The sequence below is a fragment of the Clostridium acetobutylicum ATCC 824 genome (assembly GCF_000008765.1).
Classification (GTDB): Bacteria; Bacillota; Clostridia; order Clostridiales; family Clostridiaceae; genus Clostridium_S; species Clostridium_S acetobutylicum.
In genome coordinates this window covers 13355-39321 of the sequence record NC_001988.2, presented here as the reverse complement: position 1 = coordinate 39321, position 25967 = coordinate 13355, and the positions used below count along the sequence as shown (strand labels likewise).

At 30.6% G+C, this 25967-nt stretch carries 27 protein-coding genes; 15 read left to right on the top strand and 12 right to left on the bottom strand.

All coding sequences use genetic code 11. The features are described 5' to 3' along the window. Nucleotides 1-115: 115 nt before the first annotated feature. Entirely contained in the window at nucleotides 116-535 is a 420-nt protein-coding gene (locus CA_RS19410) for a YgaP-like transmembrane domain (RefSeq protein WP_010890724.1), read from the top strand. Nucleotides 536-620: 85 nt separating this feature from the next. Here CA_RS19410 and CA_RS19405 read toward each other — a convergent pair whose 3' ends face one another. Beyond that, nucleotides 621-911: a YciI family protein gene (locus tag CA_RS19405; RefSeq protein WP_010890723.1), complete on the bottom strand. Its 291-nt coding sequence runs from the start codon at nucleotides 909-911 to the stop codon at nucleotides 621-623. A 262-nt stretch (nucleotides 912-1173) separates the two neighbouring features. Between CA_RS19405 and CA_RS19400 the strand changes: the two genes are divergently transcribed. The 3 genes from CA_RS19400 (at nucleotide 1174) to adhE (ending at nucleotide 5600) form a co-directional block, all read left to right on the top strand. Further along, entirely contained in the window at nucleotides 1174-1803 is a 630-nt protein-coding gene (locus CA_RS19400; protein WP_010890722.1) for a YhbD family protein, read from the top strand. An 18-nt stretch (nucleotides 1804-1821) separates the two neighbouring features. Next, complete coding sequence (locus CA_RS19395; RefSeq protein WP_010890721.1) at nucleotides 1822-2550, top strand: polymer-forming cytoskeletal protein; 729 nt, start codon at nucleotides 1822-1824, stop codon at nucleotides 2548-2550. 473 nt (nucleotides 2551-3023) lie between these two features. After that, nucleotides 3024-5600 carry a bifunctional acetaldehyde-CoA/alcohol dehydrogenase gene (gene adhE, locus CA_RS19390; protein WP_010890720.1) on the top strand — a complete coding sequence of 859 codons (2577 nt, stop codon included), beginning with the start codon at nucleotides 3024-3026 and terminating at the stop codon, nucleotides 5598-5600. 84 nt (nucleotides 5601-5684) lie between these two features. Here adhE and CA_RS19385 read toward each other — a convergent pair whose 3' ends face one another. The 6 genes from CA_RS19385 to CA_RS19360 form a co-directional block, all read right to left on the bottom strand. Beyond that, nucleotides 5685-6005: a rhodanese-like domain-containing protein gene (locus tag CA_RS19385; protein WP_010890719.1), complete on the bottom strand. Its 321-nt coding sequence runs from the start codon at nucleotides 6003-6005 to the stop codon at nucleotides 5685-5687. Nucleotides 6006-6182: 177 nt separating this feature from the next. Further along, nucleotides 6183-6539, bottom strand: coding sequence for a C-GCAxxG-C-C family (seleno)protein (locus CA_RS19380; protein WP_010890718.1), 357 nt, complete (start codon nucleotides 6537-6539; stop codon nucleotides 6183-6185). 62 nt (nucleotides 6540-6601) lie between these two features. After that, complete coding sequence (locus CA_RS19375; RefSeq protein ID WP_010890717.1) at nucleotides 6602-6922, bottom strand: rhodanese-like domain-containing protein; 321 nt, start codon at nucleotides 6920-6922, stop codon at nucleotides 6602-6604. A 113-nt stretch (nucleotides 6923-7035) separates the two neighbouring features. Next, nucleotides 7036-7323 (bottom strand): ArsR/SmtB family transcription factor, encoded by a 288-nt coding sequence (locus CA_RS19370; protein ID WP_010890716.1) that lies wholly within the window; start codon nucleotides 7321-7323, stop codon nucleotides 7036-7038. 105 nt (nucleotides 7324-7428) lie between these two features. Next, nucleotides 7429-7992 (bottom strand): hydrolase, encoded by a 564-nt coding sequence (locus tag CA_RS19365; RefSeq protein ID WP_010890715.1) that lies wholly within the window; start codon nucleotides 7990-7992, stop codon nucleotides 7429-7431. Nucleotides 7993-8010: 18 nt separating this feature from the next. Beyond that, entirely contained in the window at nucleotides 8011-9210 is a 1200-nt protein-coding gene (locus tag CA_RS19360) for a multidrug efflux MFS transporter (RefSeq protein WP_010890714.1), read from the bottom strand. A 132-nt stretch (nucleotides 9211-9342) separates the two neighbouring features. Here CA_RS19360 and CA_RS19355 point away from each other — a divergent pair, with 132 nt between their 5' ends. Then, nucleotides 9343-9906 (top strand): TetR/AcrR family transcriptional regulator, encoded by a 564-nt coding sequence (locus tag CA_RS19355; RefSeq protein WP_010890713.1) that lies wholly within the window; start codon nucleotides 9343-9345, stop codon nucleotides 9904-9906. Nucleotides 9907-9957: 51 nt separating this feature from the next. Here CA_RS19355 and CA_RS19350 read toward each other — a convergent pair whose 3' ends face one another. From CA_RS19350 to CA_RS19340, 3 genes are all read right to left on the bottom strand, one after another. Then, nucleotides 9958-11805 (bottom strand): APC family permease, encoded by a 1848-nt coding sequence (locus CA_RS19350; RefSeq protein ID WP_010890712.1) that lies wholly within the window; start codon nucleotides 11803-11805, stop codon nucleotides 9958-9960. Nucleotides 11806-11961: 156 nt separating this feature from the next. Next, nucleotides 11962-12540, bottom strand: a complete 579-nt coding sequence (locus CA_RS19345; RefSeq protein ID WP_010890711.1) for a hypothetical protein — start codon at nucleotides 12538-12540, stop codon at nucleotides 11962-11964. Nucleotides 12541-12703: 163 nt separating this feature from the next. After that, nucleotides 12704-14368 carry an alpha-keto acid decarboxylase family protein gene (locus tag CA_RS19340; RefSeq protein WP_010890710.1) on the bottom strand — a complete coding sequence of 555 codons (1665 nt, stop codon included), beginning with the start codon at nucleotides 14366-14368 and terminating at the stop codon, nucleotides 12704-12706. Nucleotides 14369-14552: 184 nt separating this feature from the next. On the opposite strand from CA_RS19340, the gene CA_RS19335 reads away from it, so the two are divergent. The 7 genes from CA_RS19335 (at nucleotide 14553) to CA_RS19305 (ending at nucleotide 21648) form a co-directional block, all read left to right on the top strand. After that, nucleotides 14553-15014 (top strand): MarR family winged helix-turn-helix transcriptional regulator, encoded by a 462-nt coding sequence (locus CA_RS19335; RefSeq protein WP_010890709.1) that lies wholly within the window; start codon nucleotides 14553-14555, stop codon nucleotides 15012-15014. Nucleotides 15015-15340: 326 nt separating this feature from the next. Then, entirely contained in the window at nucleotides 15341-15823 is a 483-nt protein-coding gene (locus CA_RS19330; protein WP_010890708.1) for a CBO0543 family protein, read from the top strand. A 130-nt stretch (nucleotides 15824-15953) separates the two neighbouring features. Then, entirely contained in the window at nucleotides 15954-17039 is a 1086-nt protein-coding gene (locus tag CA_RS19325; RefSeq protein WP_010890707.1) for a spore germination protein, read from the top strand. A gap of 191 nt (nucleotides 17040-17230) precedes the next feature. Further along, on the top strand, nucleotides 17231-17446 hold the full coding sequence (locus tag CA_RS19320) for a hypothetical protein (RefSeq protein WP_010890706.1): 216 nt from the start codon (nucleotides 17231-17233) through the stop codon (nucleotides 17444-17446). A gap of 30 nt (nucleotides 17447-17476) precedes the next feature. Continuing rightward, the gene (locus tag CA_RS19315; protein ID WP_010890705.1) at nucleotides 17477-19078 is read left to right on the top strand and encodes a spore germination protein; all 1602 of its coding nucleotides are present in this window, start codon (nucleotides 17477-17479) and stop codon (nucleotides 19076-19078) included. Nucleotides 19079-19102: 24 nt separating this feature from the next. Continuing rightward, nucleotides 19103-20287, top strand: coding sequence for a Ger(x)C family spore germination protein (locus CA_RS19310; RefSeq protein ID WP_010890704.1), 1185 nt, complete (start codon nucleotides 19103-19105; stop codon nucleotides 20285-20287). A 266-nt stretch (nucleotides 20288-20553) separates the two neighbouring features. Then, nucleotides 20554-21648 carry an endospore germination permease gene (locus CA_RS19305; RefSeq protein WP_010890702.1) on the top strand — a complete coding sequence of 365 codons (1095 nt, stop codon included), beginning with the start codon at nucleotides 20554-20556 and terminating at the stop codon, nucleotides 21646-21648. Nucleotides 21649-21849: 201 nt separating this feature from the next. Here CA_RS19305 and CA_RS19300 read toward each other — a convergent pair whose 3' ends face one another. Further along, the gene (locus CA_RS19300; RefSeq protein WP_043943648.1) at nucleotides 21850-21951 is read right to left on the bottom strand and encodes a putative holin-like toxin; all 102 of its coding nucleotides are present in this window, start codon (nucleotides 21949-21951) and stop codon (nucleotides 21850-21852) included. A gap of 197 nt (nucleotides 21952-22148) precedes the next feature. Between CA_RS19300 and CA_RS19295 the strand changes: the two genes are divergently transcribed. Then, on the top strand, nucleotides 22149-22658 hold the full coding sequence (locus CA_RS19295) for a DUF2127 domain-containing protein (protein ID WP_010890701.1): 510 nt from the start codon (nucleotides 22149-22151) through the stop codon (nucleotides 22656-22658). On the opposite strand, the gene CA_RS19290 is transcribed toward CA_RS19295, so the two are convergent. Continuing rightward, nucleotides 22655-23500: a glycerophosphodiester phosphodiesterase gene (locus tag CA_RS19290; RefSeq protein WP_010890700.1), complete on the bottom strand. Its 846-nt coding sequence runs from the start codon at nucleotides 23498-23500 to the stop codon at nucleotides 22655-22657. The two genes, CA_RS19295 and CA_RS19290, sit on opposite strands and share 4 nt — an antisense overlap. Nucleotides 23501-23794: 294 nt before the next feature. Here CA_RS19290 and CA_RS19285 point away from each other — a divergent pair, with 294 nt between their 5' ends. Both CA_RS19285 and CA_RS19280 read left to right on the top strand, forming a co-directional pair. Beyond that, nucleotides 23795-24754 (top strand): fused DSP-PTPase phosphatase/NAD kinase-like protein, encoded by a 960-nt coding sequence (locus CA_RS19285; protein WP_010890699.1) that lies wholly within the window; start codon nucleotides 23795-23797, stop codon nucleotides 24752-24754. Between the two features lie 28 nt (nucleotides 24755-24782). Beyond that, nucleotides 24783-25892: an NAD(P)/FAD-dependent oxidoreductase gene (locus tag CA_RS19280; RefSeq protein WP_010890698.1), complete on the top strand. Its 1110-nt coding sequence runs from the start codon at nucleotides 24783-24785 to the stop codon at nucleotides 25890-25892. Nucleotides 25893-25967: the final 75 nt, after the last annotated feature.

Below are 25967 nucleotides of genomic sequence, written 5' to 3'. Positions count from 1 at the left end.
ACACAATGAAGAATGCTCTCTTTTCCAAGCGAAAAGAGAGCATTTTTATGTAATAAATTTTTTATAATAGAGCAAACTAAACCCAAAATCAGTATAAAATGAGGTGTATATAATTATGCTCCATACAATTTGTCCTCCTACTTCCAAAAGAGTAGCTATGAATACTAGTAATGAAATTAACCTTAAAATTCAGAAAAAACTTTGCTCAAATATTGAGGCCTACAACAAAATGAGCAAAGAAGAAATATTATCTAAAATCCATGAACTTGATGCAGAATGGGATATAGAAAGAATACTAGAGACCAATGCAGCTTCTATTATATTATTGAGTATCGCTGCAGGCCTTATAAAAAAGAATTCTGGATATTTTAAATTTGCTGGGATTGTTTCAGGCTTTTTACTCCAACATGCAATTCATGGTTGGTGTCCTCCTTTGCCACTTCTTCGAAAAATGGGCATTAGAACACAAGAAGAAATAGACGAAGAAAAATTTCACTTAAAAAGGCTATGGGAAAAGAAATTCGATAAGCTTTAGTTAAAATTGAACTGACCCCTGTCTACTTGACAGGGGTCAGTTCAATTTTATATTTTAGTTGCTTTTAAATTTGCCTTTATAAGTATCATATATTTATAAATTTTTCAAACCCTTCTGCATATTTTGTAGGTGAAAAATCTATTATTTCGTATTCAGCAATATTTTTTAAATAAAAAGGATCTTTTTCAAGTATTTCTTTGACCTCCTTTTGGCTTTCAGCCTTGCAAAGAATTACACCACCTATTCTTGGATTTCTTCTTCCTGAACAAATAAATTTCCCCAATGAATAATATTTATTCAAATATTTTATATGATTTTCTAATTCTTTATCAACTTCCTCAACGGGTTTTATGTATTTTAATAATAAAATAAACACAATCTTTTTCCTCCAATATTATCTTTATATAATAAATTACACTTATGTAGTGGATTATAGTTAATATATGCTCTATATTATAACATCAATTTTAAGATAATGTATATTTTCATATAAATATTAACACTCCTTATCTATAGTTCGAAACAAGCTAAATTTATATTTTAGCTGTTTTTTGTGTGAAATAAAACTTTCCTATTGCAAACGTAACAATGTTATGTTATATTGTATTCATGAAGAGAATAACTGGAGGAATAGCTATATGGATGAAACTAATTTAATTTCTAAAAAAGAACTTCTTGAGATAACTCATATTTCTTATGGTCAGCTGTATAGATGGAAGAGAAAGAAACTTATACCTGAGGAATGGTTCATAAAGAAATCCAGCTTTACTGGGCAGGAGACCTTTTTCCCTAAAAATGAAATCTTAGATAGAATTGAAAAAATTAAGAGCTTTAAGGGGGATGTATCATTAGATGAGCTTGCCAATATATTTTCCCCAAATCTTTCAGAGCTTTCTTTAGAAAAAAAAGAAATGCTGGAACAAAACATTGTTTCGCAAACTATAATGAACTTATATACTAGCATTCATGAAAATTCAAATAACTTTTCATTTAACGAACTACTTTTCATGACTATATTAGATAGGTTCCTAAAATCCGGGAAAACAAGTTTAGAAGAAGGTAAACTCATACTTCATACTCTTGAAGAAAATTACAAAAATTTTGATGACCGATATTGTGACGTAGTATTAATAAGAAAACTAGGAATAGCTATATGTTTTCTTATGCTTATACCAAATGAGATATATATTGAAAATACAGCATCTCTTGTTCTAAAAGTAAACGCTAGAGAATGTTTAGAAGAATTAAAATCAAAATTATCACTATAAAATAAAGGAGATTTTAAAATGGAAGAAAAATTATCAGACGTAAAAGTATCTGGAAGCGGAAGTATAGGTGGAGGAAACTATGACGAAGTAAAAATTAGTGGCTCTGCTAAAATAAATGGTAATGTAAATTGCAACAGTTATATGTGTTCAGGCTCTTCTACTGCTAATGGAAATATTACTGCCAAAGAGATAGTTAAAATTTCAGGAACAACTAAAGTACACGGTGATTTAAATTCTGGAGATTTAATTGTAAGCGGCTCTTCCCGTACCTTTGGAAATGTTACTGCTAAAAAAATCAAAATAAGTGGCTCAAGTGATATTGAAGGAAATGTTCACACTGACAGTATAGATATATCCGGTTCAGTTTCTATAGGTGAGGATTGTGAAGCAGAACATTTCCATGCAAGAGGAGGCTTCGAGATAGCTGGATTATTAAATGCTGGTGATATTGAAATATATATGTATGGAAAATGTAGAGTAAAGGATATAGGTGGAGAGAATATAACAGTAAAATTAGGTTCTGGACATTTTATACATGAGATGATGAACCTTTTCTTTACCCGCGGAAGATTGGTAACCAGCATAATCGAAGGCGATAATATTTATCTCGAGCACACGGACGCAAAAATAGTGAGAGGAAACAATATTACAATAGGCCCTAACTGCAATATTGAAAATATAGAATATAAAAATCAACTGAATATGGATCAGAGCTGTAAGGCACTTTGCAAAAAGGTTGATGAATAAAAAAGTGTGAGAAAAATCTATAGCTTAAAAAACAAAAGGCTTTCTATGATAAAACAAAAATCATAGGAGGCCTTTTGCTATAGGTAAAAAATACATTTAGTGAATAAAAAAACAAACTCAACACTTATCGATTTTACTTTATTCTAATAATACGTAATACACCCACTTATAACTAGTATTTGGCAATAAAAATAGTTATAATCATTAATTATTGTTAAATGTTTGACAATCTTTAATTACTGTTATATAATAATATTATAGAAAATAAAATGACTGCATAATTTTACTATAGAAATACAAGCGTTAAATATGTACATATCAACGGTTTATCACATTAGAAGTAAATAATGTAAGGAAACCACACTCTATAATTTATAAGGCATCAAAGTGTGTTATATAATACAATAAGTTTTATTTGCAATAGTTTGTTAAATATCAAACTAATAATAAATTTTATAAAGGAGTGTATATAAATGAAAGTTACAAATCAAAAAGAACTAAAACAAAAGCTAAATGAATTGAGAGAAGCGCAAAAGAAGTTTGCAACCTATACTCAAGAGCAAGTTGATAAAATTTTTAAACAATGTGCCATAGCCGCAGCTAAAGAAAGAATAAACTTAGCTAAATTAGCAGTAGAAGAAACAGGAATAGGTCTTGTAGAAGATAAAATTATAAAAAATCATTTTGCAGCAGAATATATATACAATAAATATAAAAATGAAAAAACTTGTGGCATAATAGACCATGACGATTCTTTAGGCATAACAAAGGTTGCTGAACCAATTGGAATTGTTGCAGCCATAGTTCCTACTACTAATCCAACTTCCACAGCAATTTTCAAATCATTAATTTCTTTAAAAACAAGAAACGCAATATTCTTTTCACCACATCCACGTGCAAAAAAATCTACAATTGCTGCAGCAAAATTAATTTTAGATGCAGCTGTTAAAGCAGGAGCACCTAAAAATATAATAGGCTGGATAGATGAGCCATCAATAGAACTTTCTCAAGATTTGATGAGTGAAGCTGATATAATATTAGCAACAGGAGGTCCTTCAATGGTTAAAGCGGCCTATTCATCTGGAAAACCTGCAATTGGTGTTGGAGCAGGAAATACACCAGCAATAATAGATGAGAGTGCAGATATAGATATGGCAGTAAGCTCCATAATTTTATCAAAGACTTATGACAATGGAGTAATATGCGCTTCTGAACAATCAATATTAGTTATGAATTCAATATACGAAAAAGTTAAAGAGGAATTTGTAAAACGAGGATCATATATACTCAATCAAAATGAAATAGCTAAAATAAAAGAAACTATGTTTAAAAATGGAGCTATTAATGCTGACATAGTTGGAAAATCTGCTTATATAATTGCTAAAATGGCAGGAATTGAAGTTCCTCAAACTACAAAGATACTTATAGGCGAAGTACAATCTGTTGAAAAAAGCGAGCTGTTCTCACATGAAAAACTATCACCAGTACTTGCAATGTATAAAGTTAAGGATTTTGATGAAGCTCTAAAAAAGGCACAAAGGCTAATAGAATTAGGTGGAAGTGGACACACGTCATCTTTATATATAGATTCACAAAACAATAAGGATAAAGTTAAAGAATTTGGATTAGCAATGAAAACTTCAAGGACATTTATTAACATGCCTTCTTCACAGGGAGCAAGCGGAGATTTATACAATTTTGCGATAGCACCATCATTTACTCTTGGATGCGGCACTTGGGGAGGAAACTCTGTATCGCAAAATGTAGAGCCTAAACATTTATTAAATATTAAAAGTGTTGCTGAAAGAAGGGAAAATATGCTTTGGTTTAAAGTGCCACAAAAAATATATTTTAAATATGGATGTCTTAGATTTGCATTAAAAGAATTAAAAGATATGAATAAGAAAAGAGCCTTTATAGTAACAGATAAAGATCTTTTTAAACTTGGATATGTTAATAAAATAACAAAGGTACTAGATGAGATAGATATTAAATACAGTATATTTACAGATATTAAATCTGATCCAACTATTGATTCAGTAAAAAAAGGTGCTAAAGAAATGCTTAACTTTGAACCTGATACTATAATCTCTATTGGTGGTGGATCGCCAATGGATGCAGCAAAGGTTATGCACTTGTTATATGAATATCCAGAAGCAGAAATTGAAAATCTAGCTATAAACTTTATGGATATAAGAAAGAGAATATGCAATTTCCCTAAATTAGGTACAAAGGCGATTTCAGTAGCTATTCCTACAACTGCTGGTACCGGTTCAGAGGCAACACCTTTTGCAGTTATAACTAATGATGAAACAGGAATGAAATACCCTTTAACTTCTTATGAATTGACCCCAAACATGGCAATAATAGATACTGAATTAATGTTAAATATGCCTAGAAAATTAACAGCAGCAACTGGAATAGATGCATTAGTTCATGCTATAGAAGCATATGTTTCGGTTATGGCTACGGATTATACTGATGAATTAGCCTTAAGAGCAATAAAAATGATATTTAAATATTTGCCTAGAGCCTATAAAAATGGGACTAACGACATTGAAGCAAGAGAAAAAATGGCACATGCCTCTAATATTGCGGGGATGGCATTTGCAAATGCTTTCTTAGGTGTATGCCATTCAATGGCTCATAAACTTGGGGCAATGCATCACGTTCCACATGGAATTGCTTGTGCTGTATTAATAGAAGAAGTTATTAAATATAACGCTACAGACTGTCCAACAAAGCAAACAGCATTCCCTCAATATAAATCTCCTAATGCTAAGAGAAAATATGCTGAAATTGCAGAGTATTTGAATTTAAAGGGTACTAGCGATACCGAAAAGGTAACAGCCTTAATAGAAGCTATTTCAAAGTTAAAGATAGATTTGAGTATTCCACAAAATATAAGTGCCGCTGGAATAAATAAAAAAGATTTTTATAATACGCTAGATAAAATGTCAGAGCTTGCTTTTGATGACCAATGTACAACAGCTAATCCTAGGTATCCACTTATAAGTGAACTTAAGGATATCTATATAAAATCATTTTAAAAAATAAAGAATGTAAAATAGTCTTTGCTTCATTATATTAGCTTCATGAAGCACATAGACTATTTTACATTTTACTCTTGTTTTTTATCTTTCAAGTGGTTGCTTGTACGAATCTGTACCATCTTTAATATTAATTACCTTGTATCCTTTACTCCACAATTCTTTACAGGTCTTTTCGCTTTTTACTCCTGCTTGACAAACTATATAATATTCGTCTGTTTTATTAATATACTTTTCTGGTTCTTTTAAAAGTATATCCATTGGTATATTTCTGGAAGTTGGTATATGCCCTTCTTTAAAATCATCATTTTCTCTTACATCTATTAAATGAATATTTCCCAATTTTCCATGCAAGTCATGAGCACTTATTGAAGTAAAAGTATCACTGCCTAAAGTAGAAACCATATAAACTACCTCCTTTTATATTATAATACACCAATGATCGAGATACTACAGAAAGCTTAACTTTAAGCTACCTTATACTCTAGCTTAACAATACTATTTTTCCCTTAAAGCTAGTTTATATTTATATATTTCAATAAAAAAGACATGCAATGTTTTGGATAACTTGTATGTTATTCATTATATAGATTCTTTTAAAATATCATAGCTGAATTCTATTATTTCATCACAGCTTATTCCCTTTTTCTTTAACTCTACGCATTGGCATGTTCCATATTTTTCCTTAATTTTATTAATTAAATTTCTACTCAACTCTCTAGTTTCATTTGCAGCCTTTCCTGATTCTCTTCCCTTTACTGCTCCAATTGCCATAAGCGTTCCTGTAATAGCACCACAAGTAGTTCCAACCGCCATTCCTGCTCCAAAAGGAGTTGCTATAGAAACTGGAATATTTAAGCCTTTATCCTCATTTATTGCCTTTACAATAGATTCTGCACAATTATAACCTTCCTTATGAAATTCAATTACCTTTTTCATTTTGATTCCTCCATTTATCCTTTAAAATATTTTCTATTTTATTTCATACTATCACATGTTAATTATCTCTCTAGTGGTCTTATATACGCTGATGTACCCCCTGAAATATTAACTACATTGTATCCTTTACTTATTAATTGTTTGCAAGTTTTTATGCTTCTTGCTCCTGACTTACAAACTATGTAGTATTCTTTTGACTTATCAATATATTTTTCTGGTTCTTTTAAAATTATCCCCATTGGTACATTCTTAGCTGAAGGTATATGACCGTCTTTATACTCGTAATCTTCCCTAATGTCTATTAAATTAATTTTTCCTATTCTCTCATATAAATCATGTACACTTATAGAACCAATTTCATTATTTTTAAAAATATTAAACATAAACTTCCTCCAATTTATATTAGTATCTTCTTATATACTAATATAAATCTAGAATATACTTTTGTCAATATAAAATGCAAAAGCATGCAATTACTTTATAAGTTTTGCATGCTTTACTTTATATCACAATAATTTTCTTTTAAAACCTTAATTACATTTGTTATCCTATTATCCTTTATTGAATAGGTAATAGAAAGTCCCCTTTTCTCTGAGCTAAGTATTCCATGTGCTCTCAATAAAGCTAAATGCTGAGACAGTGCTGATTGTGTCAAGGTATTTATTTTTTCATGAAGTTCAGTTACTGTCATAGGTGCATCAATAAGATGACAAACAATCATTAATCTATTTTCATTAGCTAGAACTTTTAGTAACTCTGCTATTTCCCTAGCATTATCAATCATTAAAACTCCTCCTAGGAACATTATATAAGTATATTATAAAATAATGTTATCCCAAGAACTGTGGGGTTGTCAACCTATAATTAAAAATCATATTTTGTTTCAATATTATAATTGTTCTAATATTTCTTCAGTATTTCTGATCCTTCCTAGCCTTGGAAATATATATTTACAAACATAGGCATGTTCTTCCCTTGATCTTGCTGTCATTGCATCCTCAACAAAAATTTGATTGTATCCATGCTGAAAAGCTTCTCTAGCTGTAGTATCAACACCTATTCCTGTAGAAATACCGCATAGCACCATAGTATCTATTCCTCGACGCCTTAACTGTAAATCTAAATCAGTACCGTAAAATGCTCCCCATTGCCTTTTTGTAATAGCATAAGTATTTTTTATATTGGATATTTCTGGTACATAGCTATCCCATCCTTCTGGGCGCTTAATTTGATTAATTTCCGAATCCAACTTAGGCTTAAGCATGTCCTTTCCATCAATAGTTGAGACTTTTACAAGAACTACAAAAGCCCCTTTATCTGTAAATGCTTTAACTAATTTACTTGCTTTTTCTACAACTTCTTTTCCTGTATAAGGCGCATGCTCTCCAGCTACAATGCCTTTTTGCAAATCTATAACCACAAGGGCCGTTTTTTCTATTTCTAAATTTTCCATATTGTTATCTCCTTTATATTAAACTATTTCTTTTAAATTAAGTTTTTTATACACTTTAAAATAAACCCACACTGCATTTATAAGCAGCAGTGAACTGGTAATAAAAAATACATATCTAATTCCTAAATAAGCTGAAACCTGCCCTCCTAAAACTGAACCTCCAAATACACCAAGGTATCCTGCTGACATACTAAGTCCAAAAATTCTTCCTGTAATAGCCGTAGGTGTGATTTTCTTTACTAATATATTAACTGATGGAGTTAATCCTCCTGATGCAAGTCCTAATAAAAATCTAAAAAACATTAACTGCCATGGATTTTTAACAAAAGCTTGCGGTATAAATACTATACCTGCAACTATGAGGGCACCAAGCATAATCTTATGAGGTCCAATTTTATCAGAAATTTTTCCAAGCCTTGGTGCTGCAACTATGTTAGCAAGTCCCGAAGCTGAAAAAACCAACCCTGCTATAAAAGCAACATGACTAGTATTCCTTGATAGCTTAGAAACATACTCTGTCATAATTGGTTCTATTGAGTATAATGCTAAGGTTAATATAAAAAACGTTACAAGAATAGTTATAGTAAGACTTTTTTCAGGAACGCTATTCCATACTTTCTTCATACTATCAACCTTTTTATTTTCACGTACAAAATCTTCCTTCACAAACAGCATTGTAGCAATAAATACAATTATAAGCAGTGCACCTGTTATGAAAAATACATTTTGTGTACCAAAGGCTTCTTCTACAAAACCACCAATAGTTGGTCCAAGAAGTGATCCTGCAATACCAGCAGTTGAAAGTGTGCCGAGTGCCCATCCAGCATGTTCTTTATCCGTTTGTGTTGCAATTAGCGTAGTGCAAGCTGTGCTGTAACCAGTTATAACACCCTGAAGCAATCTCAATACTATAAGCACATATACATTTGATACAAAACCCATACTAAATATAATTATTCCCATACCAAAACTTGCTCTAAGAAGCATAGGCTTCCTACCAAATTTATCAGCAGCTTGCCCCCAAATAGGAGAAAAAATAGCTGATACTATAAAGGTAATCCCAAAAGCAATACCTGAAAACTCTTCAACTAAGGATGAGCTATTAACCCCAAGATGTCTTATGTAAAGAGGTAGTACTGGGGCAATTTGACTCATTCCTATACTGGTTATAAACATTCCAAACCAACAAACTATCAAATTTTTTTTCCACATTTTCATAAATTCAGTCCTTCTTTCTATAAGCTATAGTATAAACTATACAATGTAGTTTGTAAACTATAAAATATAGTTTGTAAAAAAACTCTTAACATGTTAAGATATTTTTATAAGATTATAGGGAGTGATACAGCAGTGAAAAAACGGAATTTAACCAAAGAGAAAATCATCCAAATCGCCTTTTCGTTAGCTGACGAAATTGGTCTTGATAAGGTTACCTTTCAAAAACTTGCAGAAAAATTGGATATAAAATCTCCATCTTTATATAATCACTTTTCTAATATGAGTGATCTCAAAATAAGCATGACAACATATTTATTAAATTCATTGAATTTTAAATTAATGCAGGACCTAGTTGGAAAAAGCGGAGAAGCTGCTGTGAAAATTTTTGCCTATACATATAAGGACTTTGCTATGGAAAATAAGACTGCTTACAGACTATTTTTAAGTACTAAAACCACAGAAAACGAAGAAGTGAATCGTATGGCAAAGGAAACTAATAATATCATTCTTCAAGTTTTAAGCTTTTATATAAAAAATGACGTAGACTTAATACATAAAAGCAGAGCCTTAAGAAGTTTGCTACATGGCTATGTATCCTTAAGTTCTCTTGGATATTTTCAAAATAAAGTTGATTCAGAAGACAGCTTTCGCATAATGATCGATGACTTTATTTTATCCCTTTCCAAAAACACTTAGAATTATATAAGTTTATATAAAAAAATAGGACCAAAAGGTCCTATTTTTTTATCATTCATCATCATCCAAATGATAGGGATACGTTGATACAATTACGTTTTTATTTCTAAGAATACTCTCTCTAAGAAAGATTCCAGTATTGTTGTGAAGTAAATTTCCCCACCACTTATGAGTTATAAATTGCGGAAGAACTACTGTTATCTTCTCGTCATCAGATGCTCTAGATGCAATATCATCTATTGACTGAAGAAGTGGCGTAACTATATGTCTATACGGCGAATATTTGCTTACCAAAACTATATCCGTATCAAGCTCACTCCAGGATGCCTTTAACTTTTCCATTTGCTCTTTGCTTATGGATATGTTTAACGCAATCACGTTATCAGTTACACTTTTTGCATATTGAAGTGCACTCAAAGAAGCTTTATTTAAGCTAGCAATGGGAACAACTGCAAGATGTGTGAATTTTTTTTGTAAATCCGCCGCCTTATAATCTTTTAGATGTGCACGAAGCTGCTCTGCCACAATGTTGTAATGTCTTTTAATTGCAAGCATGATAAAAACTAAAATAGGTATTAAAATTATTACTATCCATGCTCCTGCTTCAAATTTTTCATAAGCTATTATCCCTGTTGTTATAGTTGTTACAACAGCTCCAAATCCATTTATTAAAGCTCTTATACGCCAATTTCTTTCTTTACCCTGTCTCCAATGAATTACCATACCTGTTTGAGCAAGTGTAAAGGACATAAATACTCCCACAGAGTAAAGTGGCAAAAGATTATGAGTAACTGCTTTAAATACTATAACTAATATTCCTGCAATAACAGATAAGGACACAATACCTATGGAAAAGCTTAGTCTTTTTCCCCTATGAGTAAATTGCCTTGGTACAAATCCATCCCTTGCTACGACATACATAAGCATAGGAAATCCAGTAAAAGCTGTATTGCAAGCCATTAAAAGTATTATAGCCGTTGAAACCTGAATCAAATAGAACATAAAGTTTCTTCCAAAAACTCCTTCTGCAATTTGAGCGAGTACTGTGACATTCTCTCCCGGAACTGCACGGTAAAGATTAGCTAAAATAGATGAACCTCCAAATATAAATAGTATTATAGAAGACAGTAGTATCATTACTATTTTAGCATTTCTTTGACTTGGTTCCTTGAAATTTGGCACAGAATTACTTACGGCTTCAAGTCCAGTTAAAGCAGAACATCCTTGGGAAAAGGCCCTCAATATCAGAAAAATGCTAACATCAGCTGTTTGCTTTAAGACAACTTTATTAACCTGATTTGCAGCTCCTCCCCAAAATGCATACTTAAATATTCCAAAAACTATCATAAACATCATACCGAATACAAATATGTAAGTAGGTAAGCTAAAAATCTTTGAAGACTCACTTACTCCTCTTAAATTTAAAATTGTTAGAACCACAATAAATACTATAACTATAAGTACTTTGTAATTTAATAATCCTGGAAATGCAGACAAAATAGCAGCTCCACCTGCACTAGCACTAACAGCAACCGTTAAAATATAATCAATTAAAAGAGCTGCTCCTGCCACAAGTCCCGGTACTGTACCTATATTTTCTTTTGCAACTATATACGCACCTCCACCTTGAGGATAAGCCCTTATTATTTGTAGATAAGATACCGTTAAAATGGCAAGCAGTCCAATTATCATTAATGCCACTATGCTAAGCCAAGTATATGCTTGAAGCCCTAACACAACTATTAATACTATTAAAATTTCTTCTGCAGCATAAGCCACTGATGAAATAGCATCGCTAGCCATTACGGCCAATCCAAAAGGAATATTAAACTTTTCATGAGAACCTTGCTCATTTGCCAAAGGCTTACCCAATAAGATATCCAGGAATTTATCCATCATAAATGCTTCCTCCAAAATGTTAGTATAAAAATATTATTAGTAAATTAATTTTATTTATACTTTATTTTGGGACTTACCTTGTTCCTTTTTTAATAAATATAAAAGCTTCTTGATTATGCTAATATTATGTATTAGGGTTAATATTAAATTCTAACCCTAATGCTTAGTATTAATATAATCAAGAAGCCTATTTAATACAAGCCTTGTATTTTCATATCTTATAATAGAAAGTTTATCAGTCCTTTTTTTGTATTTTTCATTATACTCCAGTAGATTTAAAATCAATTTACTCATAGCCTCATTACTATAGGCTTTCATAGTTTCCTTAGGATTTTCTTTAATATAGAGTGCATACTGTGCAACTATTGAAAAGCCAATATCATTTTTTTCTTTATCTTTTAAATTCAAAGTACTAATATAGTCTTTAAATTGTTTTCTTAAGTGTCCTGGAGCTGTAATAGGAGGAAAGATTACTAAATTACAATTTTCTCTTACCCAGCTAAATGAATGGCCTTTAAGCTTAAAACCATCCTTTTTTAAAACCCGATATAACAAAAGATCTTCTTCCTTATCCTCAGTAGGCTCGCTATTTATCTCCTCCAATATATTTTCATCTTCATTAGTATTTATAGTTTTCTTTAGTTTGTTATAGAAGCTATCTTTTGAATTCTTTTCATCCTTAGAATAAAAAGCCTTATTACATGCTTTTATTGGACTTACTGACTTTATACCCATACTTTCGCCTCCATAAATTCCATTTAACTACTAATATAGATAATCGTAGTTTAATTAAAAAATATAATAGGCTATAGATAGATTCAGTAAGAATATTCTGAATTTTTATTTTCAATTCTATAATGCACGCTTAAGATTACTATTTAAAATGCTATATTTTGAACTAATTATTTTGATTTGCAAAACGTTTCGAAAGACGTTCTAAAGGCTCGGGTTTATCATAACGATCCATAACAACTTCTATAAAAATCAAATGTTCACAATCCTTATCTGCCACTAAAAGAGCCTTTTCAAGTTCAGTTTCACTTTGTACTTTAAAGGTTAAGCTGCATTCTTTAGGACCTAAAACCTTTGGAACATTATGATATCGCCACATTTGAATATTGTTATATACTTGTTCTCTACCATGAATAGCACGTTCAATTGTATAACCATCGTTATTAATTAAAAAAATAATAGGTTTGATTTGTAAACGAAGCATTGTTGAAATTTCTTGTGCTGTCATTTGAAATGCACCATCCCCAATTAAAAGAATATTACGCCTTTTTTGATCAGCTAATTGTGAACCTAATAAAGCAGGAAGTGTGTATCCAATAGATCCCCATAAAGGTTGACCAATAAAAGTTGCATCTTTGGGTAGTTGTATGGTTGACGCACCAAAAAAGCATGTACCCTGTTCTGCTAATAATACATCTTTTTCTTTTATAAAGTGAGCAATACGCTCAAAAAAACGTTTTTGTGTAATTGGCTTCTCTTTTGCAAAATACTTTTGATTATCTGATTTGTAAGGCTTTATATCTAAATCCTCAAAGTTTCTATGCTCAATTTTACTTGTTAATTCTGTTAAAGCATCTTTCATCGTAATAGGTGCATATTTTTTACCTTTTGCCTTTATTGAAAAAGGATCAATGTGAATTACATTCCTTTTAGAAAATCCATGAGAAAATCCCCCTGTGGTTGAATCCGTCAATTTTACACCAACGCTAATAATGCAGTCTGCTTCATCAACTCGCTGCCTTAAATAAGGAGAACTTACATCACCATTATAAACACCAATAAATTGAGGGTGTGCTTCATTGAAAACACCTTTTCCCATACTTAGTGTAGCCACAGGAAATCCGGTTTTTTCGGCCAAGTTTTTAAGCACATGTTGAACTTGGTAACGATATACTCCATAATCTGCAAGAATAACAGGCTTTTTTGCCCTATTTATTATAGGTACTATTTCTGTAACAAATTCACATGCAGCCTCTTTGTTACTTGAAATAGTATAATCGAGTAATGGCTTTAATGGTTTGTTAATTGGTTTATCATATACATCAATCGGTAAATTTATAAGAACAGGACGTTTTTGTCTCCAGCATGAAATAAGAACACGATCAATTTCTTGTGCTGCATTTTCTTCGCTTAGTAATGCCTCAGCAACTGTTACTTCTCTAAACATTTCAAAAAAGTGATCAAACCTTCCGTCACCTAATGTGTGGTGTACATATAATCCATTGTCCCTAACTTTTGCTGTGGGGATACCTGTAATTTTAACAACTGGAACTTGCTCAGCGTATGCCCCAGCAATTGCGTTAATGGCACTTAATTCTCCAACACCAAATGTTGTAAGTATGGCTCCAATTCCATTTATTCTTGCATATCCATCAGCAGCATACCCAGCATTCAATTCATTGCAATTTCCAACCCAATCTATCCCTTTGTACTCCATTATATAGTCTAAAAAGGATAGATTGTAATCTCCAGGTACACCAAAGATATGCCGAATACCCAACTCTGATAAACGGTCTAACAAATATCTTCCAATTGTGTATTCACTCTTCAAAATTGTCACCTCCACCTTAATTAGGTCAACTAAGTTGACCTAATTATTATGATATAACAAGTCCCATTTTTAGTCAAGTACATTGACTTTTTAGGATGTAAACTTGTAATATAAAAAGATACCGATAAACTAAATTTTTATCATATGGTGCGTTATTTAAAAAAGAGAAGGCAGGAATTTTACTATGAATAAAGAAAAAGAACAGCAACTGAATGAGGCATTAGTGCTTTTTTCTTTTGCATATAAAACATTTACAGAAGAACCAGATTTGATTATTAAAAAGTATGGAATACAGCGTATACATCACCGTATTTTATTTTTTGTAGCTAGATTTCCAGGACTTAGTGTAAATGAACTGTTAAAGTTGTTAGAAATAAGTAAGCAAGCGCTGCATAAACCGATGCACATACTAATTAATAAAGGCTTGATTTTTAGTAAAGAATCTGATTATGATCGCAGGATCAAAGAAATTTTTTTAACAAATGAAGGTGAAAGGTTAGAAAAAGAAATCAGCAACATACAGCGCGAACACTTATTATCCATTTTTTCACAATTCCATAATGGCGATGAAAAATCATGGCTTGAAATTATGCGGCAATTATCATTAAAACGTTTAGGTTATGCTGCTTGGAACAAAAAAAAATAGCCCATTAACAGCGCCAACATTTCTAAATTATCTATGCTAAAATTCTCATGTTACTTAAGCCAATTTTTACATATTAAATTTTATATACTTTGTTAACTAAAAAAATCAGCCTAAAGAAAACCTAAAGGGCTGATTTTTATTTAAAACAATTACTACGTTAATATATTACTCTTTTTATGTGACAATAATGTTACAACAATAAATATAATATGTTAATACTTAATCTTACTATATCTTTGTATAATTAAAAAATAATTAGCTAACCTATTAAAAGTATTTAAATGCGTTTGTATATACTGAATCTTACATAATAGGGAGTTAATTTTATGAATATAGATTATATACTTATCTTAATGGGTTGGATCATAACTATAATTCTACTATTTAAATTTATTCCAAGAAATAAACTTTGCGAAGCTCAAGTAGCTTTTTTATTTAAGCTAAGTATAACCTGGGTATCAGGTTTAGTCGTATCACAATTAGGATTAATAGTTTACCCCGTTAGGTTTTTTCCCAATGCAAATAAAACAAGTTTCTCATTTGAATATTTTATATATCCATCAATTTGTGCACTTTTTATAACCAACTATCCAGAAAAGAAAAGCCGCTTTCAAAAGTTTATGTACTACTTCTACTTTTGCACCTACATAACAATTGCTGAAGTATTTGTTGAAAGATATACAAACATACTTAAATACGTACATTGGACTTGGTACGAAACCTGGATTACTCTTTTTATAACTTTTTTTATTTCAAGAACTTATAACCTTTGGTTCTTTAAACTACTAAAAAAAGAAGGGCATACTTAAATTGCCCTTCTAAAATTATGCCAAAATTTCTTTTAAAAACTCTAAACTCCTAATAAATAATAATTTTAAAATTTACTGGTTATAATATACTCAATATTAAAATTTTACACCACACAAAGAGGGTTACATTATGATACGTTTAAGCAAGCATCAACTCTTTACTTTAATATTTGTATTTGAAGTAGGAAGTACACCTATTTTTGCTTTAGGTATTGAAGCTGAACAAAATGCATGGATTGTAGTACTCCTAGCTCTACTAATAGGTCTTTTTATATTATGGAGCTATTTAGAACTTCAAAAAGCATTTCCAACTAAAGGTCTCGTTGAAATATTTACAAATATACTAGGAAAACCTCTAGGATTACCTCTTTGCATATTGTATGCCATGGGCTTTATTTGGGGCTGTGGCCGTAACTTAAGAGAATTTATAGAACTTATAGCAATGACTGTTATACCTCATACCCCTTTATGGATTATATTGTTTTTCTTTATAGGACTTAGTTTATATGTATCCGTTAAAGGCTTTGAGGTATTCGCACGCACTACTGAATTTATTTTCCCTACAATTATATTTTTTTTAATTATATTATTTGCCTTAATTTCTATATCCGGTGAGGTCCATTTTAAAAACTTAACTCCTATTTTGGGTGACGGCTTAAAACCAATACTTAAATCGCTACCAGGTGTAGTTTGGTTTCCTTTTGGAGAAATCTATGTATTTTTAATGTATTGGCATTATGTAAATGACATAAATACTATAAAAAAGGCTTCCTTTAAAGCAGTCATTTTATCCGGCATTCTTCTTTGTTTTACAACTATGATCAATATCTGTACATTAGGAGCAAAATATACTTCTATTGCGACCATTCCATTAGTAGAAACTTTAAGATTAATTAATATAGGTGATATAATAACACATTTAGATGTTATAGGTGTAATCATTATATTCCTAGGTGGTTTTTTTAAAATGACTCTGTATTTAAATGGAATTGCTATAATTATAAACTCAGTATTTAGTATAAAGAAAAGCCAACTAGTGTTGATACTTACAGGAATATTTATGATGTATTTTTCTATTTATTTTGAACCCAGTTTTGCATATCATCAGTGGATGTTTCCTTTTGATGCAAGATACTATGGTCTCCCATTCGCCCTTATATATCCTCAATTACTTCTACTTATCTACATATTAAAAAAGAAAAGAGCTGAACTATAATAAGGGGGAAGCAGCCAGCCAGAGAACTAAAGAATAACCTTTTAAATTTATGGTTAAACTATAGCAAATATTTAATAACTACCTACAAAGAATTGTATTAACAATTGGTTTAGAGGTTTTGGCTCGAACATCTTAATTCCTATAATACTTTTTTATAGGTGTAATTATTATATTTTTAGGAGGTTTTTTAAATGTTTGTACACCTAATGAATACTTTTAAAACTCTTGTAAAAGGACGCGGCTTTTACCCCATACTAATGGTTATAACAACTTGGACTTATTCTTTGATTCTATTTCTAGTTTTTATTTGGGAGCTTGTTTTATATATTTTTAAAGTTAAATATGATAATCCAGAATTTAAAGAAATCGTAAAAAAAAATTCAGATAAAAATAAAAAACAAAATTAAGATTTAAAAAGAAGGGCTGGTGAAATACAGTTGCTTAGTTACTTAAACAAAAAATTAAAATTCATAAAACATAAACCTCCAACTAATTATGAAAGTAATCAAAATTCTAAAAAAGAACTTAAACTTTCATCAAGTCTTACGAAAAATTTAAATACTCTTAAAGGCATTATTGGAACTAGCAGTGATACAATTTATAGAGAGTTCTCCTTTGGTTCAAAAATGCAAATAAAGGCAGCTTTGATTTTTTTTAAAGGACTTACAGAAAAGAAAATTATAAACCAAACCATAATGAAGCCCTTTATGTATGATGATAGAATAAAATCTTTGGAACCAGACTTATCAAGCGGAATCCTAAAAGTAGTAAAAGATGGACTGATTTCAGTTGGTGATGTAAAGGAAAGTGATGACATAAATAATTTAGTTTCTACTTGCCTTTCTGGAAATACTATATTTCTTTTAGATGGATCAAATAAAGCTCTAATAGTAGATACTCAGGGTTGGCCTTCAAGAGCAATAGAAGAGCCAAAAACAGATGTTGTGATTAGGGGACCGAGAGAAGGGTTCTCTGAAAATCTTAATTCAAATATGTCACTACTAAGACGTAAAATTAAAAATCCAAACCTTACTTTTGAAAATATGAAAATAGGTAAACAAACAGATACTGATATATGTTTAGTTTATTTAAAAAATGTTGTAAATCCAAAACTTATTGAAGAAATTCGCACTAGATTAGATAAAATTGATACAGACAGCATACTAGAGTCTGGATATATTGAACAATATATAGAAGATGAATCCTTTTCTATTTTCCCAACAATAGGTAACTCAGAAAAGCCAGACATAGTAGCTGCAAAGATACTTGAAGGGCGAGCTGCAATTTTAGTTGATGGAACTCCTTTTGCTCTAACAGTTCCTATGCTTTTTATAGAAGGTTTTCAAAGCTCTGAAGACTACTACTCTAGACCATATTATGCAAGCTTCATAAGAATTTTAAGATTTGTTTCCTTTTCAATAAGTATATTACTTCCAGTAACCTACGTTGCTCTATCCACTTTTCATCAGGAACTAATTCCGACAACACTGCTATTTACCATGGCAGCTGCCCACGAAGGCGTTCCATTTCCCGCTTTTTTAGAAGCCTTAATGATGATGATTGTTTTTGAAATATTAAGGGAAGCTGGTATAAGGCTTCCACGTAACGTAGGTCAGGCGGTTAGTATTGTAGGTGCCTTGGTTATAGGGGAAGCTGTAGTATCTGCAGGACTAGTTGGAGGTATTATGGTTATAGTTGTGGCTCTTACTGCAATAGCAAGCTTTGTTGTTCCCTCTTACACAGACGTTACAGCTATTTTGAGACTATTATTGCTTTTTTTAGGAGCACTTTTAGGTATATATGGAATAGGAATTGGACTCCTAGCTGTATTGATTCATCTTGTGTCATTAAGATCCTTCGGCACTCCATACTTGTCACCATTAGCACCAGTTACTGCAAGAGACTTAAAGGACTCATTTTTAAGATTTCCTTTGTGGAGTATGTTTACAAGACCAAGAACTATAGGTTGGCATAACCTAAGAAAAAGTAATTCTGGAAACAAACCAGTAAAACCCTCCCATAGAAACTCAAAGGAATAGATACTTTTTGCGAGGTGAAAGTTTATGAAAAGTTGTAGAAAAAAATTTCTCAAAATAATCTCCTGCATATTAATAGCTGTAAATTTAACCTCATGTATAGATTCAAGGGAGCTAAATAAACTAGCAATAGTGCTTGCTGTAGGAATCGATAAACTAGAAAACTGTGATGACACGGAAATGACCATTCAACTAGCCAAGTTATCCAGTAATAAAAGCGGTTCAATAAGTAGTGGTGGAAGTGCACCTTCTGCAAATAACGTTACTCTTAATTTAACTGAAACCGGAAATGGGTTAGGTAAAATAGTAAAAACCTTTAATCGTAAATTAGATAGACAGCTATTCTTTTCTCATAACCAAGTTATTGTATTAGGAGAGAGTGCTGCAAAAAGTGGTATAGCAAAATATCTGGATTTTTTTATGCGATATAGAGAAACTCGTCTATTGGTATGGCTTTTAATAACCAAATCTAAAGTTAAAGACATATTAAGTGTACCTCCCAATATGGAAGATACTCAAGGAAGAAATTTAGCAGAATTAATTAGTGAGCAAAAAGAGGTTTCTGAAATACCAGCAATAAACCTTAAGGACTTTACAGAAAGAATAATGAGTAAAACAAGCGCCCCTATTATACCAATAGTTGAGATATCAACTAATAACAGTGCTGGAACTAAAGCTTTACGTCTTACAAGTACTGCTGTTTTTAAAAAAGATAAAATGATAGGAACTCTAGATAGCCAGCAAACTAGAGGCTTACTTTGGGCTCTTAACAAAGTAAAGACTGGCGTTGTACCTGTAAATTTGCCAGGGTATAAAGGAACTATTGATGTAGAAACAATTCATTCAAAAGGTAAGATTGCGGCTAAACTTAAGGATAACAAACTAATTATGAAGATAAACATAAAGCAGGAGGGTAATTTATTAGAACAAAATTCATCTGAAAATCTCGCAACTCCTGATAACTTTAAAGTAATTGAAAAAGCAGAAGAAGAAACTATTAAAAAGCAAATAGAAGCTGCAATTCTAAAATCAAGGGATTTAAATGCAGATATATTTGGTTTTGGGGATGCTATATATAGAAGACATCCAAAATACTTTAAAAAGATAGAACCTCAGTGGAACAAAACCTTCAAAAATCTCAATATTGAAGTAAACGTAAATTGTAAACTAAGAAGAAATGGTAGAATTAGTAAACCTATTATGGCCAAATAAAAAAATGAGGTATGTGCTATGGTGCTTTTAAGTATAATTGTTTTTATTGGTGTTGCTCTCTATGAAGTTCCTGCTTTAATCACAAATAAATACTATAAGGATCTCACTGTTTTTTCAATACTAATGTTCATGAGCTTGGTTTTAGTTTTATTATATATTCTAAATCTTCCCGTGCCAAATCCCTTAAATATAATAACTTTTATAGTAAAAAATCTTTTACATCTTAATTACAAATAAAAAATTTGCACAAAAAGGTAGTGATATGTATGTTAACTGCACAGGGTATGATATCAAGCAAGCAGTTGTCTTTAATTATGCTTTCCCTTATTGAAGCTTCTACTTTTACTGCAGTTTTTGTCAGTCAATACACAAAGCAGGATACCTGGGTAGTTTTAATCTCTGGTTTTATTATAGTACTATTTTTACTATTCATGTATGTATCTTTATGTAGCAAGTTTCCTGGCAAAACAATTATAGAAATACACGCTAAAATTTACGGAAATCTTTTAGTCAATTTGATTTCTTTACTATACATATTTTATTTTTGGTTTATAATTCCAGCAAACTTTAGGTTTCTAGCTGACTTTTTCTCCACTTACTTATCTCAAAATTCAGATATTATACCATTTATCATCCCTGCTGCTATACTATGTATTTATGCCGTAAGAAAAGGAGCCGAAGTAATATCAAGAGTATCTTCCATACTATCAATTTTAACAGTAATGCTTTCCATAATTATAACAGCTTTAATTGCAAAGGATATACATATTTCCAATCTGCTCCCACCACTCCAGTTAAATCTAGGGCAATTCGTTCAGGGAACCAATATTATGGTTGCTATTCCTCTTGGCGAAATTATTGTATTTATGATATTCTTTCCACATCTTAACGATCAAACAAAATTAAGGAAAAGTGCCTTCACTGGTTTAATTTTAAGCTTTATATTCTTCTTATTTGTTTTGGTGAGAAATACCTTAGTTCTTGGTAATGTAAGCTCCCTACAAGTTCAGCCAGCCTATCAAGTCTCAAGCTTAATTAATGTTGGAGAAGTCATAACAAGAGTGGAAGTAACTACTGCAGTATTTTTGCTATTCAACCTTCTAATGAAGATTTGTTTTTTTCTTTATGCTACAGTAATTTCTATTGCCCAGTGCTTTAAGCTGAGAAGCTATAAACCTTTAGTATTTCCTGTTACTGCTATAAGCGCTGTACTATCAATTACAATGTTTAAATCACCTTTGGACCAATTATATATAGCATCAGATATATATCCCATATATGCTCTTTTATTTATAGTTATACTTCCAATTACCTCTTTTATTTTGGCCTCTATAAAAAAAAGCTCTAAAACTGCTAGTTGAAATTTCTGCAAATAGAAATTAAGTAGGTCTTTAAAAAATATGTGTTTATTTTATTTTAAGTTTGATATAATATAAATATAAGATACAAAAAATAACAATAGGGTGCTGTAACACCCTATTGTGTACAATTTCAGTTGTGAGCAACTGATATCACTATTTAATAATATAAAAAATAGTAGCAACCAATTGCGCGTGGGGCTACTATTTTTTTGAGATTTTTTCTATAAGTAACACTATCAGAGTCAATAGTGATATCAAGAACAATCCGCCTTGAAATAGCAATGTTAGAACATCATTACTCATGCATATCACCTCCCTTGAAAGGGATAGGTGATACCAGTAGCCCACATTCAACTAAAGTTTTTCAAATTACTATGAAACTGTACTGTAAAATTATACCACATTATTATTTCTAAAGCTATTCCCCTAATACTATATGTAATATAAATATAAAAAAAGTGTAATACTAAGATAATATTACACTTCAGGGGGAATTTTAGATGTACCATAATGATATGAAAAACTCTTTATTAAAAAGAAGAAAGTTCAGTATACTTCATAAAAGCTTTAGAATAGCAATCTTAGTTAAAGGAATAGACGGTCTTCTCGAAATACTCGGAGGAATATTACTAATATTTTTAAATCCAACTAGATTAAATAAAATAATAGTCTTGCTAACTCAACACGAGCTGTCAGAAGACCCTAAAGATATTGTTGCAAACTATGCCATGAGACTTGCATCAGACTTTTCGTTAAGCAGTCAATCCTTCGGAGTCTTTTACTTAATATCTCACGGTATAATAAAACTTTTTTTAATCTTAATGCTTTGGAATAAAAAAACCTGGGCTTATCCTCTTACAATATTTTCTCTTCTGCTATTTATTTTTTACCAATTATATCGTTGTGCTATTAAATATTCAATATGGCTCAATGTTTTAAGTATCTTTGATCTCGCAATAGTAATATTAACCTTAATTGAATACAGATTAATAAAGCACCATATTAATTAAAACTTCTTTGCCTTAGTTACTTTATTAACTCTTTTACCCATTAAGATACTAGGTCGATCTGTTATTATTCCATCTGCTTTTAAACTAACAACATGCTGCATAGCATATGGATTATCTACTGTCCATACAAATATTTTTTTATGCTTTGAATGAATTATAGAAACTACTTTTTTAGTGGCGCAAATATTTCTTACACTAAAAAAATCAACATTAAATGCAGATAAATTTCTTACTGGCCTACATACTATATATCCAGTCTTTATTTCAGAATCCAAAGATTTCACTTGAACTAATATTCTATAACTCATAGAGTGAACCAAACATTTTTTCTCAAAATTATTTTTTTTGATAATATCAACAACCTTATTAGTTAAATCTACGGTATTTCCATATGGCTTAATTTCTATTATTAGCTTAACTCTATTATCACACTTTCTAATTACACTATTAAGTGTTGGAATTCTAGTTATCTTCTTTTTATTAAAAATCCCTCTTGATATATTTAACTTTTCAATATCATTATAACTTAACTCATCAACAGTTTTATTTACTCCTGCTAGTCTTCTTAAATTTTTATCATGCATTAAAACTACAACACCATCGTTTGTTTCTTGAACGTCAATTTCGGCATAATCTACCTTGTGTTTTATTGAATCTTCAATTGCCTCAAGGGAATTTTCTGGTTCATTAAAATATATACCTCGATGTGCAATAACCGTTATATTATTGTTGTTTTTTCCAGTTATAGTATCTGCCTTTATATTATTACTGCCACTAAATAGTAGTCCAAAAATTAATACCACCATAACTGCATATAATATTTTATAATTTGCCCTTTTCATAGACTATTCCCTCCTCATCTATTAACTAATATTATCTCACGAATTCCACTTATAATTAATACATATAATACTGGATTATAGCTAATGTATCCACTAAAAAGTATATTATTACTATTTTTCGTGATATAACTAATTATAAGTATCTGTTTTATCCTTAGTTTAATTAAAAATAGTCATTTAATACAATATAAAATATATAATTTTTAAAAATTTAACCATAAATTAACTTTGAATATATTTTTTTAGTATATCATAATTCTTGAAACTTTAATTATAACCCAAGGAGGAATTACTTTGCATAAAAAAACTAAATTAATCTGTATTGGAATTTTAGCTACAGCAATTGTAACTATCTCTATTTATAACTTTGACTTCTTTAAAAGAACACCACTTAAGGAACATAAAGTTAAATTAGTTATTGATGCTGAAAACAAAAATACCTTACCACCAAAATTTAGAACTACAAGCGATACTATAAGCTTACATAAAAAAGGTTCATTAAACCTATCTGGCTTATCTGACTTAAATGCTTCTGGAAGTGGTGCCTTCTCAGAGGATGAACTAAAATCTATAAAAAATAAAATTGGGAACAAACCAATTGTAGATATAGATTTACGTCAGGAATCTCATATCTTTGTAAATGGAATAGGTATAAGCTGGTATGGAAAAAATGATGATGCCAACCTTAACCTAACAAGTTCAGAAGTATTAAAGGATGAAAATAATAAGCTAATGCGCATATCAAAAGATAAAAAGGTTACCTTTGATAAACTTTCAAAAAAGAAATCCATAAGTAATATTTCACAGCTTAATGATGTAAAAAGCGTTGAAACAGAAGAACAATTAGCTAAAGCTTTAGGCATTAATTACTCAAGAATCACAGTTCCTGATCATAAAACCCCTGATGATGCTCAAATTAATTCCTTTGTTAGCTTTGTAAAAAATCTTCCTAAAGGTACTTGGCTTCATTTTCACTGTCGAGGAGGTAAAGGCAGAACAACCACATTTATGGCAATGTACGATATGATGATAAATTCAAAGAAAGTAAGCTTCTATGATATAATGAAGCGACAAAAATTAATTGGCGGAGCTGATTTATTAAGTGGACAAGATTCCTTAGGAAAATCTGATGCTGAAAAAAGAGTTCAGCTTTTAAAAAAATTCTATAATTACTGCCAAAATAATAATGATAACTTTAAAACCTCATGGACAAACTATAATAATAAATATCGTATAAAAAACTTGCAAAGATAGAAACTATATAATATAGGAGGTATTTATTATGGATGTTGCTATTATGGGTGCAGGAATATCTGGGTTATCTTGCGCTATAACATTAGAAAAGCATGGAATTAAACCAATTGTTTTTGAAAAACGAAACCGTGTTGGGGATAGATTTATTAATGGAGAAGCTACTTTTAGTATACTAAATAGACCTATTAAAGATGGCTTAAAATACATAAAAGAAAATTACGACATAAGTTTAACTCCCACAGATATGATTAGAAAGTTAGTTTTTCATTCCAAAAATGAAGTAGGAAGCATTGATGGACCTATGGGATATGTGAACATTAGGGGCAGACATGAAAATTCTTATGAATGCCAATTAGAAAAACAGTTACAAACTAAAATAAACTTTAATTCTACTTACGACTATGAACAATTATGTAAAGAATTTGAGTACGTAATATTAGCAACTGGAGATGGAGCTTATTCCACTAACTTAGGTAATTATAAGTGCGACCTTACGAGTACTATAAAAGGTGTTACGATTGAAGGTGAATTTCTTACAAGTATTGCTCATTCCTGGTTTAATTACGATGTAATACCAAAAGGCTACGGTTGGTTGATACCTTTTTCAGAAAAAGAAGCTAATTTAGTTATTGCTTATCCCGATTATCCAAACAATATAAAGTTAGATTTAAATACTATGTGGGAAACATTTTATAATATGGCTTGTAAGGATTTAGACCAAAATTTTAGAATAACTGATAACTTCGAGATTACAAAATATATGATTGGAATATGTAACAATTCAATAATTGATAATACATATTTTATTGGAAATTGTTTTGGAACAATTTCTCCTGGTCTTGGTTTTGGACAGTTTGCATCAATATTAACAGGTGTTTATTCAGCTTATGATATATGCAATTTAGATAAATATGATGAACTTGCAAAACCTTTATTTGAAAACTATAATAATTCGCTTGTTCTAAGAAGATTTTTAGAGAACTTAAATGATGATAATATAGATTTAATAGTCAAAAACTTGGATAACAAATTTCTGGATGGATTAATTAATAAAGTAATAAGTAATAAAAGCCACCTTGAAATACTTAATACCTTAACTCCAACTATGAAACTTTGGAATAATTATAAAAAGTCATAAACTTAATACTATAACGTCGTAACATCCGAAGATCTCCAAATCATTCTTCTTAGAACTTAATCTTTATGATTTTGT

Coding starts and splice junctions, on each gene's coding strand:
- CA_RS19380 (WP_010890718.1), bottom strand. CDS start 6,539: ATGAAAAAGGTAATTGAATTTCATAAGGAAGGTTATAATTGTGCAGAA.
- CA_RS19325 (WP_010890707.1), top strand. CDS start 15,954: ATGATACGTTTAAGCAAGCATCAACTCTTTACTTTAATATTTGTATTT.
- CA_RS19345 (WP_010890711.1), bottom strand. CDS start 12,540: ATGGGTATAAAGTCAGTAAGTCCAATAAAAGCATGTAATAAGGCTTTT.
- CA_RS19300 (WP_043943648.1), bottom strand. CDS start 21,951: ATGAGTAATGATGTTCTAACATTGCTATTTCAAGGCGGATTGTTCTTG.
- CA_RS19350 (WP_010890712.1), bottom strand. CDS start 11,805: ATGATGGATAAATTCCTGGATATCTTATTGGGTAAGCCTTTGGCAAAT.
- CA_RS19375 (WP_010890717.1), bottom strand. CDS start 6,922: ATGTTTAATATTTTTAAAAATAATGAAATTGGTTCTATAAGTGTACAT.
- CA_RS19395 (WP_010890721.1), top strand. CDS start 1,822: ATGGAAGAAAAATTATCAGACGTAAAAGTATCTGGAAGCGGAAGTATA.
- CA_RS19320 (WP_010890706.1), top strand. CDS start 17,231: ATGTTTGTACACCTAATGAATACTTTTAAAACTCTTGTAAAAGGACGC.
- CA_RS19360 (WP_010890714.1), bottom strand. CDS start 9,210: ATGAAAATGTGGAAAAAAAATTTGATAGTTTGTTGGTTTGGAATGTTT.
- CA_RS19365 (WP_010890715.1), bottom strand. CDS start 7,992: ATGGAAAATTTAGAAATAGAAAAAACGGCCCTTGTGGTTATAGATTTG.
- CA_RS19310 (WP_010890704.1), top strand. CDS start 19,103: ATGAAAAGTTGTAGAAAAAAATTTCTCAAAATAATCTCCTGCATATTA.
- CA_RS19385 (WP_010890719.1), bottom strand. CDS start 6,005: ATGGTTTCTACTTTAGGCAGTGATACTTTTACTTCAATAAGTGCTCAT.
- CA_RS19370 (WP_010890716.1), bottom strand. CDS start 7,323: ATGATTGATAATGCTAGGGAAATAGCAGAGTTACTAAAAGTTCTAGCT.
- CA_RS19305 (WP_010890702.1), top strand. CDS start 20,554: ATGTTAACTGCACAGGGTATGATATCAAGCAAGCAGTTGTCTTTAATT.
- CA_RS19330 (WP_010890708.1), top strand. CDS start 15,341: ATGAATATAGATTATATACTTATCTTAATGGGTTGGATCATAACTATA.
- CA_RS19335 (WP_010890709.1), top strand. CDS start 14,553: ATGAATAAAGAAAAAGAACAGCAACTGAATGAGGCATTAGTGCTTTTT.
- adhE (WP_010890720.1), top strand. CDS start 3,024: ATGAAAGTTACAAATCAAAAAGAACTAAAACAAAAGCTAAATGAATTG.
- CA_RS19295 (WP_010890701.1), top strand. CDS start 22,149: ATGTACCATAATGATATGAAAAACTCTTTATTAAAAAGAAGAAAGTTC.
- CA_RS19400 (WP_010890722.1), top strand. CDS start 1,174: ATGGATGAAACTAATTTAATTTCTAAAAAAGAACTTCTTGAGATAACT.
- CA_RS19410 (WP_010890724.1), top strand. CDS start 116: ATGCTCCATACAATTTGTCCTCCTACTTCCAAAAGAGTAGCTATGAAT.
- CA_RS19280 (WP_010890698.1), top strand. CDS start 24,783: ATGGATGTTGCTATTATGGGTGCAGGAATATCTGGGTTATCTTGCGCT.
- CA_RS19290 (WP_010890700.1), bottom strand. CDS start 23,500: ATGAAAAGGGCAAATTATAAAATATTATATGCAGTTATGGTGGTATTA.